A 17712-nucleotide genomic window follows, 5' to 3' on the forward strand; every position below is an offset into this window, starting at 1 on the left:
GGAACCTGATCTTTCACGCGCCCGTCGGTTGAATTCATGGCCTCGGAGCCCTATGCGTAGGCGCCATGGACACCCAGATGATTGCCGCCGAAAAGCCGCTGATGGCCCAGGCCCGCCCGCGCAAGCCGGCGCCGTTCCTCCCCATGAGCCGCGCCGAGATGAACGCGCTCGGCTGGGACGCCTGCGACATCGTGCTGGTGACCGGGGATGCCTATGTCGACCATCCGAGCTTCGGCATGGCGATCATCGGCCGCCTGCTGGAGGCGCAGGGTTTTCGGGTCGGCATCATCGCGCAGCCGGACTGGCATTCGGCGGAGCCGTTCAAGGCGCTCGGCAAGCCAAGAGTGTTCTTCGGCGTCACCGGCGGCAACATGGATTCCATGGTGAACCGCTACACCGCCGACCGGCGCATCCGCAGCGACGACGCCTATACGGCGGGCGGCGAAGGCGGCAAGCGGCCGGACCGCTGCACCATCGTCTACGCCCAGCGCTGCCGCGAGGCGTTCAAGGACACCCCGATCGTGCTCGGCGGCATCGAGGCCTCGCTGCGCCGGATCGCACATTACGATTACTGGTCCGACAAGGTGCGCCGCTCGGTGCTGGCGGACGCCAAGGCGGACTTGCTGCTCTACGGCAACGCCGAGCGTGCCGTGGTCGAAGTGGCGCACCGGCTCGCGGCTGGCGAAGCGCCGCGCGAGTTCGACGACATCAGGGGCGTGGCGCTGTTCCGAAAAGTGCCGGACGATTACACCGAGCTGCACGCCGACGATCTCGAGTCCGCCGACGAGGGCGCATCGCGCCAGAAGGGCTCAACCGTGATCCGCCTGCCGGCGCTGGAGCAGGTCGAGCAGGACAAGGAAGCCTATGCGCGCGCCTCGCGCGTGCTGCACCGGGAGAGCAATCCCGGCAATGCGCGGCCGCTGGTGCAGCGCCATGGCGACCGCGACCTCTGGCTCAATCCGCCGCCGATCCCGCTCACGACGGAAGAGATGGACGCGGTCTACGATCTGCCTTACGCGCGCGCGCCGCACCCGTCCTATGGCGATGCCCGCATCCCCGCCTGGGAGATGATCAAGTTCTCGGTGACGATCATGCGCGGCTGCTTCGGCGGCTGCACCTTCTGCTCGATCACCGAGCATGAGGGCCGCATCATCCAGAACCGCTCGGAAGGCTCGATCCTGCGCGAGATCGAGCGCATCCGCGACAAGACGCCCGGCTTCACCGGCGTCATCTCCGACATCGGCGGCCCCACCGCCAACATGTACCGGATGGCGTGCAAGGACCCGAAGGTCGAGGCGGCGTGCCGCCGTCCTTCCTGCGTCTTCCCCGAGATCTGCCCGAACCTCAACACCTCGCATGACGATCTGATCCGGCTTTATCGCAAGGTGCGCGAGACCAAAGGCATCAAGAAGGTGATGGTCGCCTCCGGCGTGCGCTACGACCTCGCCGTCGAGAGCCCCGAATACATCAAGGAGCTCGTCACCCATCACGTCGGCGGCTACCTGAAGATCGCGCCTGAACATACCGAGCGCGGCCCGCTCGACAAGATGATGAAGCCGGGCATCGGCGCCTACAACAAGTTCAAGCGCATGTTCGACGAGGCGGCCGAACGCGCCGGCAGGAAATATTACCTGATCCCCTACTTCATCGCGGCGCATCCGGGCACGACCGACGAGGACATGATGAACCTCGCGCTGTGGCTGAAGAAGAACCGCTACCGCGCCGACCAGGTGCAGACCTTCCTGCCCTCGCCGATGGCGACCGCGACCGCGATGTACCACACGGGCGTCAACCCCTTGCGCGGCGTGCGCCACGGCGGCAGCGACAAGGTCGAGGCGATCAAGGGCCTGCGCCAGCGGCGCCTGCACAAGGCATTCCTGCGCTACCACGACCCCGACAATTGGCCGCTGCTGCGCGAGGCCTTGATCGAGATGGGCCGCCGCGACCTGATCGGCTCGCAGCCGCACCAGCTCGTCCCAGCACATCAGCCGCCCGGCACCGGCAAGGCCGCCGGCACCAAGCGGCCAATGCGGCCCGGCGGCAAGACGCAGCGGTTCACGACCAAGGGCCTGCGGGTGATGAAGTAGCTAGAGGCGGATCGGGCGAGCTTGGGTGGCGCTTTCGCGCCCTCCAAAACAAAAGCTCGAAAACAACCCCATGCACAGTAGGCGGGCTTAGCAAAATCAACGGCTTACGTGCGCGATGCGATTGGCGAGACCGCCGACCGCAAATCGAGGCATGATCTGCCCCGGAAAATGATCGATTTCCGTTTTTACGAAATTTTGCTTGATCGTCGGGCAAAACAGGCGTATGATGCCATCATCGCGGAACCTGGGGTGAGGTCAGCGAGCAGCGTCAGCTAGTCCGTGTCGATATCCTCGAGCTTCACACCACGTCCGGCGCGCAGGCTGCTCCGCGCCTGTTCGACCCGCTGCAGAAAGCGGGGATCGTGCTCCAGGCGATATTCGAACCAGTCGTCCTCCGACTCGAATCCGGTCAGCACGCCGGCCGGCTTAGCGTGACGCGTGATGACGATCTCCTGCGTCTCGGCTTCACGGAGATAACGGGACAGATCATCCTTGACCTCCGAGAGCGGGACCTCTTTCACTCCGGATTTCCGAACTGTGCGAGCCATGACTCAGCCTCCGATTTGGCAACGACCGCCAGAATCTCGACCATCGTGCCGGAAACGTCGTAGAACACCCGAATGTCGTCCACACGCAGCCTGTATTGAGGTCGACGCACCCCTCGCAGCTTCTTGATCCGGCTGCGGACTGGTGATTGAGGGCCAACCGCAACGGAAGGCACGCAGACGAGCGCAGACGCCTAGTTTAGCGGACTGGTGATCGAGGGCCAACCGCAACCGGGGCGCGTGGGGTCTGACAGAGGTCCGCTCATCGCTTCAGAGCGCGACCAGATCTAGGAAGCCTTAGCTCGTGCGTTTTGGTCCATAGCGGACTCCAGACCTGTCGCCGGCCCTTGTTTCGAGGTTGAATCGCCACGATCGCTCTGTATAACGACACATGGGTGCTCGTTGCATTGAGCAGCGACAGGTCGAGCGATGGTCGGGCCGCCACGCGGATTGAGTGCGCCCATGCATAATAGACCAACGTTCGACGATGTGCCCAAAGCCCAGCGGCTGGCAGAACAGGCCTTCAGCACTCTCCATCGGTTTTTGCATGTTGAGGCTGTCAGCGGCGTTGCGCTTCTCGTAGCCGCCGCAGCGGCGCTGTTTTGGGCCAATTCTCGATACGATCACAGCTATCACGATTTCTGGAACCTTCAGCTCTCAATCGGCTTTGGGGACTACGTCTTTTCACGGTCGCTGCATTTCTGGGTCAACGACGTTCTGATGACCATCTTCTTCCTCGTTGTGGGAATGGAGATCAAACGCGAAATCCATGAAGGCGCCCTCAGTCGATTCGACCAAGCCATTCTGCCACTGATCGCCGCAGCCGGTGGCGTCATCGTCCCGGCGCTGATCTATCTGAGCCTCAACCACGACCCGGCGGGCGGGCGAGGCTGGGCCGTGCCAACGGCAACCGATATCGCTTTCGCTGTCGGAGTACTTGCCCTGCTTGGGCGCAAAATCCCAGTCAATGTGCGTGTCTTGCTGCTGGCTCTCGCGATCATCGACGACATCATCGCAGTGATGATCATCGCCTTGTTCTACTCGACTGGTCTTCAGCTTGGTGGATTCGCCATCGCGTCGATCGGCGTTCTCGGGGTTTTAGGATTACAGCGGATTGGGATCGGTTCTGCACCTTTGTACGTGCTGCCTGGCTCTTTGGTATGGATTGGCTTCATGGTGGCAGGAATCCATCCAACCCTCGCAGGCGTTGTCCTCGGACTGATGACTCCCGCGCACGCGATACCGATGCGTGAACCACCGCTGGAGGTGCTGTCGCGAGTACTAAAGCAGTTGCGAAGCAGCGATGCAGTGAACGCGAAAGATCCGCACCGGTTAGAGCGACCGCTGCGAGATCTTCGCGTCGCTCACCGCGAAATTTTGCCGCCGGTTTCCCGAGTGCAGATGGCACTACATCCGTGGGTGGCTTATGGCGTCATGCCGGTCTTTGCGCTGGCGAACGCCGGAGTCGGCATCACCGGCGCTGATCTCACTTTTGGGGGGCAATTGGTGATGATGGGTACATCAATTGCCCTGGTCGCCGGCAAACCGCTTGGAGTCGTCGGCGCGAGCTGGGTTGCGGTACGACTGAGCTGGTGTCGCCTTGCTCCCGGTGTTTCTTGGGGCGGCGTCTGTCTGGTCGGCCTGCTGGCTGGCATCGGTTTCACGATGTCCATTTTCATTTCAATGCTGGCCTTCTCCGATGAAGCACTACTGAGGGCAGCGAAACTGGGCGTACTCCTCGGCTCGCTTGTTGCCGCCACGCTCGGCCTCGGCTGGGGCGCCATCTACGCGCGATGGCGGTGAGCAGATCAATGGCCTTCAAAGCTCAACACGTATCGTTCGTATCATTCGCCGTTGAGGTTCTATCACCGGGGACCACCCAGGTGATGATCGTCGAAACTGGTTTGCATCTGAATCCGAAGCATCCTTTGTACAACAAAACCGCCGTGGAAAATCTCATCTCGGCCGCGCAAGAATATGTTCGCTCCAACGTCGAAGGGCGTGCCGCCATTCGGCTTGTTTCGACCCGGAACGGGGAGATCTAACTGTCTGCTTATCGTTGTTTGCCGGTGGTCCGTCGGCAATTTACGCCCGAGGTCCTGTTGATTCCGAACAACTACTGCGCCGTTCGCGAATGCTCGCTTCAGCGTGGGGTCTCAGACCCCCAGCTCAGCCATCCTCATTCAGGAGGAAGATTTGATCATGAATAGTCTCTGGATGGGCATCACGATGTTCGCTATTGCGGCGGTCCTCATCATTATCGGTCGGCCGAACAAGGCGGGCGAGCATCCTTGGTTCTTGCGCTTTGAAGCATCGTTGGTCCTGTATCCGCCCATTGTTCTAATATTTATTGCGCTCGGATCTGTAGCCTTGATTTCGAGCTTGCTAAATAAGTAGGAAACCTACGACCCAAACATCGAGGATAGCGCCAGCTTGTCGGAGATTTCTGGTCATGGTGCCTGGCGGGCCGTCACACGGTTCGATCTACCAAACCGGAAACACCGGCTCGGTCTTCCGAAACCGGAGCGCTTCGCGCCGGCAAGCCGAATGTCATATGTCCCCTTTTTTGGCGACCAACCGTTCTGGGGAAGGAGGATCGATGATTTGGGCGTCGGACCAACGCCGATAGATGCGAGGAACCTTTCAGCCGACTGCCTGGCCGCCGCGATCGCAGAGGCCACCGGAAATCCGTCGATGCAACAACGAGCGAACAAGCTTGGCGAAGCGATCCGTATCGAAGACGGCGTGGCCAGCGCGATTGGCTTTCTGAGAAGACGACACCTTCTGAGTTGAGGGTCGGATTGCAAACGCCGACAAGCCCCGCTCGCTCCTCCTTCTCGGGCGTCATCATGACCATCGCGGTCCGAGGGGGTGCTTGCGCAAAATTGGGATCACCACCTCCCGATCATCTGCGTGCTCGCCACCGCAGTGCAGGACCTTGGCCAATTCAAGACGTGAAAAGCCGCCCGTCATGAATAAGGGGCTTGCTCGGTCCTCTGGAAGACAATTCTTAGCTGCTTCTCTGCCTCGATCACCGCGAAGAATACTACGCCGACCGCCACGATGAGCATCCCATCGAAGAAGGGTACCGGTTGCGTGCCGAACACCTGCTGGAGCGGTGGAAGATAAGTGACAGCGAATTGAGCCAGGGTGATTGCGATCACGCAAATCCACACGACGCGCGTTCCCCGCACCGCTTTCAAGGTCAATGACGTGCCGTAGATGTTGCGGATGAAGAAGAGATGGAAGATCTCCAGTACCACGAGCGTGTTCAGGGCGATGGTCCGGGCGAGGTCTGGCGCATGTCCTTTGTCGATTGCATAGGTGTACATGCCGAAGACTGCCGCAAGGAACAGTGCGGAGACGAGAATGATGTGCCAGATCAGCGCGCCAGTCAGCAATGGCTCCTTCCGTGACCGCGGCGCCCGCTTCATCGTGTCTTCTTCGGTCGGCTCGAATGCCAGCGCAATGCCGAGAGTGATCCCGGTGATCAGATTGACCCACAGGATCTGCACCGCTGTGACGGGCAGCGCCATGCCGAGAAACAGCGCGGTGATGATTGTTGTCGCCTCCCCCGCATTGGTGGGCAGCGTCCAACTGATGACCTTCTTGATGTTGTCATAGACCGTGCGCCCTTCGCGGATCGCGACGGCGATGGATGCGAAATTGTCGTCGGCAAGGACAAGATCGGAAGCTTCCTTGGCGGCTTCGCTGCCTTTCTGCCCCATGGCGATACCAGCGTCGGCGCGCTTGAGTGCGGGCGCGTCATTCACTCCATCCCCGGTCATGGCAACCGTCAGTCCGTGCGATTGAAGCGCGGTCACCAGTCGCAGCTTGTGCTCTGGGCTGGTTCTCGCGTAGACGTCGGTATCGACGACGACGGCCGCGAGTTCGGCATCACTCATTGCCTCGAGATCGGCACCGGTAAGCACCTTGCCGGGGTGCTGAAGGCCGACCTGGCGCGCGATTGCTGCTGCGGTGCCGGCATGATCGCCAGTGATCATCTTGACGCCGATTCCCGCGCCATGGCACTCCGCAACGGCGGCGATGGCTTCCGGACGAGGTGGATCGATCAGGCCGATCAGTCCGACAAGCACCATATGGCCGTCGAGATCGGCAGTGTTCAGGACAACGTGATCCGGCGCCGTTGAACGTGCGGCAAGAGCCAGGACGCGCTGGCCCTGCGCGGCAATGTCGTCCATCCGCTTGCGCCAGTAGTCCGCGTCGATCGCGTGAGTGCTCCCATCTGATGTCCGCTGAACGGAACACATGGCAAGGATCCGTTCCGGAGCGCCCTTGACGTGGATCCAGGCATGCCCTTCATGATCGTGATGGAGGACGGCCATGTACCGATGCTTGGCGTCGAAGGGGATGGTGTCGGTTCGCGTCCAATTGGCGAAGGCCGCAGCGCCCTGGCGCGTAATCTTGCCGGCCAGAGCCTTGAGCGCGCCTTCCATCGGATCGCCCACGACCTTCCACCCTTCGTCACGGCTGTGCAAGGCGGCATCATTGCAGAGAGCACAGGTTCGGGCGAATTCGAGCAGCAGCTCATGCTCCACCGGGTCGACGTCCGCATCGGCGAGTCGGATAGCGCCTTCGGGCGCATACCCGTCTCCCGCGACCGAATAGATGTGATCGGCGCTGGCCAGGGTTGTCACCATCATCTCATTGCGAGTGAGTGTTCCCGTCTTGTCGCTGCAAATCACGGAAACAGACCCAAGCGTCTCGATTGCCGGCAGGCGGCGAACGATGGCGTTGCGGCGAGCCATCGCCTGGACACCTACGGCCAGCGTGATGGTCAGTACGGCTGGTAGCCCCTCCGGAATTGCAGCGACCGACAGCCCGACGACGCTCATAAACAACTCGGCGAAGGGCAGGTGTCCTACGAAATAGCCGTAGACGAGCAGCACGCCGCCGATCAGCAGGATCAGGATTGTCAACCATCGCGCGAACCCGTCCATCTGTCGAACCAGTGGCGTGGTCAATGTCTCGACTTGGGAAAGCATGCCGCTTATGCGGCCAATTTCGGTTGACGCTCCGGTGGCCACGGCCACGCCGCGACCGGCGCCGCCGGCAACGAGCGTCCCGCTGAAGGCCATGCACGATCGGTCGCCGATCATCGCTCCGCTTGCCACAGGCTTCGTTTCTTTGTCTGTCGGTACGGATTCGCCGGTGAGGATTGCCTCCTCGATCCGGAGGCCGGTCGCCTCTACCAGCCGCAGGTCGGCAGGAACTCTCTCACCTGCCTCCAGCAGCACGATATCGCCCGGAACGACCGAGGCGCTATCGATGCTGTGCCGTTCGCCATCGCGCATCACGGAGCATTTCGGAGCCAGCATCTGGCGGATGGCATCCATCGCCTGTTCCGCGCGCCCTTCCTGAATGAAGCCGATAATCGCATTGGCAATCACCACCGCCAGGATGACGCTCGAGTCGACGAGATGCCCGAGAGCGGCAGTGATCGCCGCCGCGCCCAGCAGCACATAAATCAGGAAGTTGTGGAAGTGGGAGAGGAAACGCAGGATCGCACTGCGTCGAGGCGGTTCCGGAAGCCGGTTGGCTCCGTACCGGCTTAGGCGCCGCGCCGCCTCGGGAGCAGAAAGCCCGCTCGCATGGGCCTCGACAGCGGCGAGGACCGCTTCCACGGACATTGCGTGGTAGTGTGCTTCGCGCTCGTTCGTGCTCAATTGTGAGACCTGGAATTGTGTTTCGGTTGAGCTTGCTATCCGCTACGTTGTCAGGGCGAGATCGCCACTTCGAGGACGTGCTCGCGCTGGTTGGCGCATACGTCGTAAGCCTCCTCGATTTGCTCAAGCTTGAAGCGGTGCGTCGCGCCCCGGCGCGTATAGAGACGGCTCGACGCGATCACCGCGATGAGGCGAGACATGCATTCCTGCCCGCCTGGGCTTCCGCGGCCGTCGTGATGACGGGAATATTCATCATAGCGGTGCTGTACAAGCCCGAGACACGGGTCCGCGGCACGGTCGGTTGGGTTATCATCGCCCAATTTGCCGTGTATCTGTTCGGTGTGTAAGGCGCGCACCTGCACGGGCACGGACGCCGGTTCTAGTGGAAGAGGAACAGGGGACAAGGCGGCCGCTCGACCAGTCGCCGCGTCGTCGAGCCAAACAGGGCATTACTCCAGCCGCGATGACCAAATGCGCCCATCACCAGCAGACCAATGCCCCGATCAACGACTTCAATTCGGATCGCCTCGGACGGGTCCACCCTTGTCTCGATCGGAACGACTGTACAGTGTACGTCATGGCTACGTAAGAAGTCGGCCGCAGCATGAGCGCGTCGGGTAGCAAGCTGCAATTCCGCTGCGATAGACGTCACGTGCACGCGGGCCTCGCGCCACAGTCCCAGAAGTGCGTACATTTGCAAGGCGCGCATGGCGGGCAGACTGCCATCATATGCCACCAACACGTCGCGCGGACGGCGATACTCGTCGCCGCAGACGACGACTGGCCGTGGCGAGAGCAACAGAAGGTTAGACAGCAATTCCGGCAACGAGGCAGCCCGGTCGACCGAAAAGGTCGTATCGTGACCGGTGACGATCAAATCTCGCGTCTCGGAAGCAACGCGGAAGGCCTCAGCCGGATCACCTTCGAAAGAGAGCCAGGAGAACTCGACGCCCCTCGCATCACATGCTTCAGCATATGACGCGTGTAGCCGCGCGTTATTCTCGCGCGCTTGCCGCCCCCGCATCTCCTCGAGCTTGGCTTGATATGCCGACGCGCCAATCCCGCCAATCATTGGAACAGTGAGGGAAGACAGATCGATACCAGAGAGGCCGGAAACAGGTAGTCCGCCAGGACGGGCGAGATCGAATGCAAACTCCCGGGCGCTAAGCGAGGACTCCGTCTCGCCGAGAAGAAGGAGAATGCGCATTGATCCCTCCGGTGATTTGGGCCGCAACTCTGCTTGTGAACCGGTAGGTAGTCTATAGGAACATCAAGGCAAGTTTCATGATGCAGATCAACGAGCATTCACATTTCAAAGTCGGTTGCGAACCGCCAGCATAGCCAAGTAACAGTGCGACCCAGATATTCCGGTGGGTGTTCCTTTAATCTCAAAATCTAAACCTCGCGCTCGGGCCGCTGAACGCTCGCTTATGTGCCGCGAGTGGAAGGCGCCGCCGATTGGCTTCTCTGGTACAAGGTGCATCTGTCCCGACCCCGGACATTCCGACCTGATGTCGCTCGGATGCAGGATCGTGGGGTAGCCGGTACGGCGAGAAATAGGAGGTGTGGCTAGTGTGATCCCAACGTACCCCTCCTGTCCGCGGCCCACTTCTGGCCCGTAGCCGAAGATCCCGGTGGCTGTCGGCGCGTCGGTTGCCTCGTGTAGAGCGGAAGCCGCTAAGATCGGATCCCATTTGCAGCATATGCGCCCCTGGCCGCCCCCACGAGCGTCCTCCGCCAGGAAACGCTTGTGACTCAAAGGGGGGACTCATTGGGTGCGAGGCAGAAAGCCTGCTCTCGTTCACCACATTTAAACCTTAAGATTGTACGAAGAGTGCTCACCCACGGGCCGCAGGACCATGCCAACAGCCTTCGTACAGAAGCCATCCGGTGACTTCGGGCAATGAAGGCCTGGCAGACCAGCTGCATCGTGGCTGTTCTCGCATCCGTGGGACTCTTTCTGGCCGCCGCTAACAGACCGGCCCCGACGTTGCCGGATCTCATGTCGGAAGCGGCAGCGAGCATACCGGCTGCAGCAAGCACAGCGGCCCCTGTGAACATAGTGACGCCTGCGGCGTACGCAGACGCAGCCGCCAGACTTGCGGCGGCGCTTCGGGCGGAACGAGCAGAGCCGGGCGCGGTGACGTCAACAGCTTCCGGGCCGCTGCGCACGGAAGCCGAGATTGTCGATGAACCCGTCGCGCCAAAGTTGGCCTCGTTGGGACAGGATGTCGTCCAATCGCTGCCGCCGGAACGCGATGCGTCCAACGGTGCTCCGGAGCCGGCGTCGACGCAGGATTTCCGTCATCTGGCCTACTACGTCTGGTCCGAACTGCCGCCCGCCGAGAAACCGGCGGAGATCGTCTTGCGTGCGTTCAGGGATATTCCGCTGGGAACGCCGACCGAAGAAATCAAGCGCGCTGCCGACGCGTTTGGTCTCGATTTCAATTTCATGATGGCGGTTGCCAAGATCGAATCCGGTTTCAACCCCAATCAACGCACCGGGTCCTATATCGGGCTGTTTCAGCTGAGCTATTATGAGTTCGGGAAGTTCGGCTTCGGGCAGATTCGCAGTCCGCGGGATAACGCCGTCGCCGCCGCCTACAAGATCATTACCGAGGGCGTCCTGTTCGAGTGGATCACCCACCGTAAGCCGGACATGAGCGATCTCTACCTGATTCATCAGCAGGGCTGGGAAGGCGCCGCCGAGCACATCAGCCGGCCCGCTCGCGCCGCGTGGAAATCGATGTGCGCCACCAGCGAAGGCAAGGAGAAGGGTGAGCGGTGGTGCAAACGCGCGATTTGGGGCAATGCACTTCCGGCCTTCAAGCGCACCTGGAAATCGGTCGACAACGTGACGTCAGAAGCGTTCGTCGGCATGTGGCGCGGCCGGGTCGCCGAATTCTACACGAAGTATGTGGCGACTGCTGCGGCGGCGGCAAACCAATAAGTCGGTCGTCGGCAGCGCCGCGCATGCTTGCTTTGTCTTTAGCGCAACTCGCCGGCCGTCGGCCTTTACCCAGGGTGTGTTGGGCCCTCACCTGAACGGGTTATTGGGCCGTGTAAACGCAACGAAACCCGATATAGACCGCGTGAAAGTCGGCCGATTTCCACTGTACGGCTGACGCTTTTGTCTTGTCCGCACCATACCACCACGATCCGCCGGCCGTCAGTGCCTCATCGCCCCGCCGATCCGCGAGCCATTCCCAGACATTGCCACCCATATCGTACAGACCGTTGACACCCCGCTTGGTGGTACCCACGGCTGCATGCCGCGGCCAGCGATCTCTATCGGATGTGTTCATGCCGTCAGGTCTATCGCCGACAGGATAAGGATAGGTGCGTCCATTTACGAAATCGTCGGTAGGATTCGCACGCGTTTCGGTATAGGCGGCTCTTTCCCATTCTTCCAGGGTCGGCAAGCGTCCGCCCACGGCTAAGCAGTAGTCACGAGCTTCGTTCCACGACACATGCACCGCCGGCTCATCGTCGCTGCCCGGTTCTCCGAAAGGTGTCGCCCATGTCCAGCCGCGGCGACGGATCCAGCCGTCCGCGAATTCGTGTCCGCCTCCCTCCTGTTCGGCCGCGGTCTTCAGAGCTTTGTCAGCCGCGAAATTGCGAAACTGGCCGATCGTGACCTCGGTCCGGTCGATGGCAAACTTGCCCAGATTCTCGCGTTGGGCAGGATCGGCGAATGCAACGCCGGTAACGGCCATCAAGCCACATCGCAAAGCAATCGAGCGCCATTTCATGTATGAACTTCTCCTGTATTGCTTCCAGGTGAGAAGGGCAGGCGTCGACCCTGCGCGCCTGCCATTCATCGATCAACTCATGCGCTGACGCAATGCCGCCTGCGAACGGCGGATGACGCCCTGGTACATGCTCTGCTTGTCAGGATACCATTGCATCGACGCGAGATTGGCGAAGCCGGGAATGCTTTCCATATGCCGTGCCATCCGCTGCCGCATGGATTGATCCGGCTGAGGACCGCGCAGCGCGCCGACATTCTCGGCCGCGTGATCCGGGTTCGATGTCGCGGCAAGAACGGTCGTCACCGCCGGATGGCCCATGACCCATTTGATGAAGAACTGCGACCAATTCTCCGCAGCGATATCGCGGGCAAAATCGGGCAGCGGCCGGCCCTCGACGATCTTGTGCAAGCGGCCTTTTTCGAGCGGCATATTTGTGAGCACGCCGACGCCCTTGTCGCTCGCCGCGCGAAGGACGCGCTCCTCGGCGTGACGATTGAAGATCGAATAGTTGACCTGGATGATGTCCACCAGATCCTTGTCGATCAAGCCTACGAGAATGTTGTGATAGTCATTCTCGTGGACCGAGGCGCCGACATAGCGAATCCTGCCCTCTCTCTTCCATACGCGCAGCAGTGGCACGATCGCGTCGACATTGACCAGGCTGTGGCAGTGGAGCACGTCGATCTTGTCGCGCCACAGCCGAAGCTTCGACTGCTCCATGCTGGCCAAGGCGTGGCTTTCGTCGGCCAGGTAGTCGCCGGTCGACCAGATCTTGTTGCTGATGAACATGTGGTCCGTCACGCCCATGGCGCCGAGAAATCCACCGACGCTGACCTCGCCGGTACCGTAGAGCGGCGATGTATCGATCACCCGGACGCCGGCATCTATATATTTCCTGGTGACCTCTCGCAGCGCGTCGCGATTGCTGCCGGGCAGCAGGTCAAAAGTCAGAAACGTTCCCAGTCCGAGCGCGGGCAGACTTTCGTTGGTGCGGCCGATCGTTCGGGTGAGTACCGGCCCCGCCGCAGGCGCCCGCGATGCAGTGCCGGCTGGCGCTTGCGCACTGGCGCTCGAAACGCCAACCGCAGTTGCGTGAACAGCTGTCGCCGCGATGGCGCCCATCGCGGTGGCGGCGCCGAGAAACTGGCGGCGATCGGTCGCCGTCGGCCAATCCTGTGGTGTCTTGTCCATCGCAAATCTCCGTGATTTCGCCTGCGGCACTTGTCGCCTGCCAATAGAAAAGATCGTCCTCTCGCTTTGTCGCGCGGGATTCTGACCAGATCACTCCGATCCTGACGCGACGATGCTCCCTTTCCGGCCTGCAAGGAATTGCGGTTCCAAGCTTGTATGTGTATTCAGGCAACGTCGCTGCGCAGGAAGTCGCGATGCAACGTGTCCTTGAGAATGCGTCGACAATCGATCGGTTGAGCTCGCGGCCGGATGGCTGGCGGCGCACCCAATGGGCGAACGGCGCATTCGAAACGGCGTATCGGCCGATGACCTCCATCGTCGAAGGACGCATCCTGTCGCCAAATCATCTCATCATGGCGACCCTGTCCGGCGGCGCCGAGCGACATGAAATCTTGGCCGATGGCGGGCATCGCTATGACGGCCCCGATCTGCCGTCGACCGTTTCATTTCTCCCGGCTGGCTGCGAACGACGGCTTCGGCTTCACAATGTGGGTTGGCGATGGGCAGCGATCGCCCTCGACCCCGCCAGGATTTCAGCAATCGCCGGCGCATCGATCGAAGGACTCGGCCCCCTGTCGGGCTCGGAAGACAGCTTCGTCTGGAACATGCTCGCGGAGTTCGAACGAGTTGACGCGCTGGAGGGAGGTCTCGACGCGATCTATTGCGACACGATGAGCCTTGCTCTCGTTGTATACCTTGCACGCCGATACGGTGGTGCAAGAGCGAAGGATACATCGATCAAGCTGCCGGCGTGGAGGCTACGGCGCGTCACCGAATTCATCGACGCACATCTAAGCGCGACAATTCGGATTGCCGATCTCGCTGATCTTGCGCAGCTCTCGGAAGGCCATTTCCATCGCGCATTCAGGGCAGCGACGGGGCAGACGCCGCTGGCATTCGTCCATGCGCGGCGAGTCGCAATGGCAAAACAACTGCTGGCGAGCAGCAAGCTTTCGGTCGCGCAGATGGCGCTACGCGTCGGTTTTATCAGTCCCGCGCATTTTGCCCGCGTCTTCCGGTCATTGACCGGCCAGAGCCCATCCCAATATCGACGCTCATTCCATCTTTGACGGGGGAAAGTAACTCCTGACGCCCTGGTTTCGCGAGGCTTATGAATACAGGTGGCGACCACGTCCGTTGTTGGCCCATCGCTTCCGTCAGGGGCCTGGCGGCGAGTTCGTGGAACCAACGAGGGTGTCACGCGTTGCCGCGCTGCTCTCGAAGGTGACGCGGCTGAAGCCGGGCCGCCTTTGCTGGGCCAATCAAGACGGGAAAGCCGGGCGAGCCAAACCAGATGCGTCGTATCCGACTCGTGATCGCAGATCGCCGTCCGATCGTCTTGCAGGGTTTTGCCACGCTATTTGCGACCGAACGTGACTTCGAGATCGTTGCGTCCTGCATCAATGGAGCCGATTGTCTCGAAGCAGTCCGGACGTTGGCGCCGGACGTCGCGCTTGTCGAGGATGGATTTCCCGATCTGACGGCCGCAGCCATGCTGGCCGCCGTCAACACCGAACGCCTTCCCACACGGCTGGTCTTCTACACCGCATCGATCGCGCGCGGCGATCTCGCTGCCGCCGTCGCAGCGGGTGCCTGCACGGCCATACCGATGCGCGAGGAGCCCGAAAACCTGTTGCAGTCGCTGCGGCTGGTGGCGCCGGCTGCGGACCGCAAGACCGGCAGTCGCGCCTTTGGCGAAAATAGCCTGGCAGCACTGACGGACCAGGAGCACAAGATTATCCGCCTGGCCGCCAGCGGCATGTCGAACAAGGAGATTGCGCGCCAGATCAAGGTCGCCCCAGCCAGAGTTGAGGCGCGAATCGAACAGATATCTGCGCAGCTTGGCATCAAAAACCGAACGGAGCTCGCAAGGTTCGCCCTGTCGCGGCTTTACGGCGGGGTCGGCGCGCTTGCAGCTCTGATCTGGGCCGTGCTCGACGACCTTCAATCCGCGAACGCGGCCGCGGCCGATCATGCGGGTGCCGATAACGTCACGGTCATGACCGCAGATGGCACCGGCGCGGTCGTGACGATCAAGATCACCTCCGCAAAAACGGCCCCTGCTCCGGGCAAGATGGCCAGAGCCGTCCGTATCGAGAACTCCCCGACGGACATGCCGACGCGGGCCGCCAAGCTCATCGAATCCCGAGCCGATATTGCTGGCAGCACGATCACAGTGCCGCCACTCAACCCTGCAAGGCCGGGCTTGAGCAGCGCCGGCACGTTCATGATGACGGCAGTCGGAGTCTCGCTCCTGAGCAGTCACGCCCAGGCGTTCACTGCTTGGGAAAGACCGAGCGATGTCTTTGCGTGGGCTGACGCGAACGCCCCCCGCGAGTTGGTCGCCCTCGGTAGTCCCGGCAGGCCCGATCTCGACGGCTTCGACAAGCTGCCCTGGTTCGATCCCGACACACACCATGAATCATTCGCGTTGGAAGCTGCCCGAGGCGACGCCATGGCCAGAGCCGACGAGGTTCAGATCATCGATGCGGCCGCGCGCGAGGACGGCTTCGGCGACAACGGCAACCCTCATATCGGATCCGGCGCCATCGACGCTCTGAGTGATCATGGCGGCTTGGAACAGGCGGCCGCAACGGGCGCGAGGAATGCCGAACGCGGCACGACACAGGCAGCGGCGATCGACGCACGCGATCATGGACAAGCGCAGCGCGATTTGCACGCTTCGGAAGACGGCGCAGCAGCCGGCAAGCCGGAGACCGAGCACGGGCCACCCGACCACGCATCAAGCCAGGGAAAATCGCACGCTTCGGAGAAGGATGCAGCAGCCGGCAACAAGCATGAGCTCGGCCCGCCGGAGGGCGATTCCGCTCGTGGACAATCGCAGCGTGATTTGCATGGTTCGGAAAACGGTGCAGCGGCCGGAAAGCATCAGGACAAGCAGGGCTCGACCGGGCACGACCCCCATCATGGACAATCGGATCACGCTTCGGAACCCGGTTCCGCAGCTGCCAAGCAGCTTGCCGACGATGACGGACCCGCAAGCCATGCCAATTCCGGCCAATCGCAGCGTGACTTGCACCAGGCGCATCCAAACGCTTCTCAAAATCCGCATGCAGAGCCGGGCCAAAAGGCTGACGGCCACAACCCGGCGAACCACGGCGCCGGTGCAGCACAAGCGGCTGCCGCGCCCGGGGCCGGAGATTCCTTTCATTTCAGGAACGATATGCCATCGGCCAAGGGTTCGGATCATCGCGAGAGTGGCTATGGCACCGACACGGCAGAACATGGCCCGCACCGCGCCGGACATCCCGAACTGTCGCTGATCCCAGATGCAGACCTGATTGGCCATTCGCACGCGGAGCAAAGCGCCGTTGATCACGCGAGGGGCGTTGAGCATCATCCAGTGCATGATTGGTTTGTGTAGCTGACCAAGCAGAAGCTGCCAAAGCAAGAGGACGAATGACGCCGCTTCGCTCGACGGTCTCCCGCGCGGCCGCCACGGGCTCAGCCGGCGTTAACCATGATCGACGGTTCCGGTCCCAGCGAAATCGCTTCGAAGTTTCTTAAATGTTGCTGGGTACTCCTCCTGGGCGTGGCGACCTGGGAGAAGACATGAGCAAGCGGGCCAAACGCCGGAAGGTCGAGACGATCGCACTGCCGATGGCAGCGAGAGTCGGAATTGGCGCCGTGGCCATCGCAGCATTGGGGTATGGCCTGCTGGGCGCCCCGGGAAACGTGCAACCGGTGCGGAAGCCGTCCGCGCCCCAGGCCATGGCATCGTCAACGCCGGTCTACGTGGCACCGCAGGTTCACGCAGCTGCGCCCGCGCCGCCCCCGGTTCCTACTCCGGCGCCGCTGGTCGAACCGCCCAAAGCCGACGCCGAAATTCCCGGAGCCTTGGTCCGACAGGTGGTCGACTATGCCAGCCGCCAGACGCCGGGCACCGTGATCATCGATACCAACAACACGTTCCTCTATCTCGTCCTGAGCGACACGCAGGCGATGCGCTACGGCATCGGTGTGGGCCGCGAAGGTTTTGCGTGGTCCGGTGAGCAAACCGTGGCGCGCAAGGCAGAATGGCCGGATTGGCGCCCGCCTGCGGAGATGGTCTCGCGTCAGCCTTATCTGCCGCGGTTCATGGCGGGCGGCCCCGGCAATCCGCTCGGCGCCCGCGCGATGTATCTCGGCGAGACCGAATATCGCATTCACGGCACCAACAAGCCCGAGACGATCGGCAAGCGGGTGTCGTCCGGCTGCATCCGCCTGACCAACGAGGACGTCGTCGACCTCTATGAGCGGGTGAAAGTCGGTGCGAAGGTGATCGTGCTTCCGACGAATGCGGCCCGTCGACCGTCCCAGGGTACGCCGCCCGATGCCGCATCCCGATCTCCGGACCCGGCCTCGCCGTCGAACCGGCCGTCGGCAACGAGCGCACAGGTGCCATCACCCGGACCGAGGATCGCCGAGGTGCAGTAGTTCGGTCCTTCCT

General features: G+C 61.9%; 15 protein-coding genes. 9 read left to right on the plus strand and 6 right to left on the minus strand.

Annotated elements, in window-relative coordinates:
• The first annotated feature begins 65 nt into the window (after positions 1-65).
• On the plus strand, positions 66-2087 hold the full coding sequence (locus tag XF30_RS36735; RefSeq protein WP_109145424.1) for a YgiQ family radical SAM protein: 2022 nt from the start codon (positions 66-68) through the stop codon (positions 2085-2087).
• 272 nt (positions 2088-2359) lie between these two features.
• Here XF30_RS36735 and XF30_RS36740 read toward each other — a convergent pair whose 3' ends face one another.
• Positions 2360-2635, minus strand: coding sequence for a type II toxin-antitoxin system Phd/YefM family antitoxin (locus XF30_RS36740; RefSeq protein ID WP_109145425.1), 276 nt, complete (start codon positions 2633-2635; stop codon positions 2360-2362).
• Between the two features lie 459 nt (positions 2636-3094).
• On the opposite strand from XF30_RS36740, the gene nhaA reads away from it, so the two are divergent.
• The 4 genes from nhaA (at position 3095) to XF30_RS37945 (ending at position 5425) form a co-directional block, all read left to right on the plus strand.
• Positions 3095-4435 carry a Na+/H+ antiporter NhaA gene (gene nhaA / locus XF30_RS36745; protein ID WP_109145426.1) on the plus strand — a complete coding sequence of 447 codons (1341 nt, stop codon included), beginning with the start codon at positions 3095-3097 and terminating at the stop codon, positions 4433-4435.
• 8 nt (positions 4436-4443) lie between these two features.
• Positions 4444-4677 (plus strand): hypothetical protein, encoded by a 234-nt coding sequence (locus tag XF30_RS36750; protein WP_109145994.1) that lies wholly within the window; start codon positions 4444-4446, stop codon positions 4675-4677.
• Between the two features lie 157 nt (positions 4678-4834).
• Positions 4835-5029 (plus strand): hypothetical protein, encoded by a 195-nt coding sequence (locus tag XF30_RS36755; protein WP_146207775.1) that lies wholly within the window; start codon positions 4835-4837, stop codon positions 5027-5029.
• Between the two features lie 36 nt (positions 5030-5065).
• Positions 5066-5425 (plus strand): glycosyltransferase, encoded by a 360-nt coding sequence (locus XF30_RS37945; protein ID WP_146207776.1) that lies wholly within the window; start codon positions 5066-5068, stop codon positions 5423-5425.
• 176 nt (positions 5426-5601) lie between these two features.
• Here XF30_RS37945 and XF30_RS36760 read toward each other — a convergent pair whose 3' ends face one another.
• From XF30_RS36760 to XF30_RS36770, 3 genes are all read right to left on the minus strand, one after another.
• Positions 5602-8319, minus strand: coding sequence for a cation-transporting P-type ATPase (locus XF30_RS36760; RefSeq protein WP_502696154.1), 2718 nt, complete (start codon positions 8317-8319; stop codon positions 5602-5604).
• 50 nt (positions 8320-8369) lie between these two features.
• A complete protein-coding gene (locus tag XF30_RS38360; protein ID WP_158284448.1) occupies positions 8370-8519 on the minus strand; it encodes a hypothetical protein in 150 nt (49 codons plus the stop codon).
• 179 nt (positions 8520-8698) lie between these two features.
• Positions 8699-9526 (minus strand): universal stress protein, encoded by an 828-nt coding sequence (locus XF30_RS36770; protein WP_109145430.1) that lies wholly within the window; start codon positions 9524-9526, stop codon positions 8699-8701.
• Positions 9527-10222: 696 nt separating this feature from the next.
• On the opposite strand from XF30_RS36770, the gene XF30_RS36775 reads away from it, so the two are divergent.
• Positions 10223-11269, plus strand: a complete 1047-nt coding sequence (locus tag XF30_RS36775; RefSeq protein ID WP_109145431.1) for a lysozyme family protein — start codon at positions 10223-10225, stop codon at positions 11267-11269.
• A 100-nt stretch (positions 11270-11369) separates the two neighbouring features.
• Here the strand turns inward: XF30_RS36775 and XF30_RS36780 are convergent, their stop codons facing one another.
• Both XF30_RS36780 and XF30_RS36785 read right to left on the minus strand, forming a co-directional pair.
• Positions 11370-12071, minus strand: coding sequence for a formylglycine-generating enzyme family protein (locus XF30_RS36780; RefSeq protein WP_036014475.1), 702 nt, complete (start codon positions 12069-12071; stop codon positions 11370-11372).
• A 72-nt stretch (positions 12072-12143) separates the two neighbouring features.
• The gene (locus tag XF30_RS36785; RefSeq protein WP_204524536.1) at positions 12144-13262 is read right to left on the minus strand and encodes an aldo/keto reductase; all 1119 of its coding nucleotides are present in this window, start codon (positions 13260-13262) and stop codon (positions 12144-12146) included.
• Between the two features lie 194 nt (positions 13263-13456).
• Between XF30_RS36785 and XF30_RS36790 the strand changes: the two genes are divergently transcribed.
• The 3 genes from XF30_RS36790 to XF30_RS36800 all read left to right on the plus strand — a co-directional run bounded on the left by XF30_RS36790 (position 13457) and on the right by XF30_RS36800 (position 17699).
• A complete protein-coding gene (locus tag XF30_RS36790; RefSeq protein WP_146207777.1) occupies positions 13457-14332 on the plus strand; it encodes an AraC family transcriptional regulator in 876 nt (291 codons plus the stop codon).
• 224 nt (positions 14333-14556) lie between these two features.
• The gene (locus tag XF30_RS36795) at positions 14557-16647 is read left to right on the plus strand and encodes a LuxR C-terminal-related transcriptional regulator (RefSeq protein ID WP_109145433.1); all 2091 of its coding nucleotides are present in this window, start codon (positions 14557-14559) and stop codon (positions 16645-16647) included.
• 188 nt (positions 16648-16835) lie between these two features.
• Positions 16836-17699: a L,D-transpeptidase gene (locus XF30_RS36800; protein WP_192893364.1), complete on the plus strand. Its 864-nt coding sequence runs from the start codon at positions 16836-16838 to the stop codon at positions 17697-17699.
• Positions 17700-17712 lie beyond the last annotated feature (13 nt).

Origin of the sequence: Bradyrhizobium sp. SUTN9-2, from assembly GCF_003122645.1 — a bacterium.
Classification (GTDB): Bacteria; Pseudomonadota; Alphaproteobacteria; order Rhizobiales; family Xanthobacteraceae; genus Bradyrhizobium; species Bradyrhizobium yuanmingense.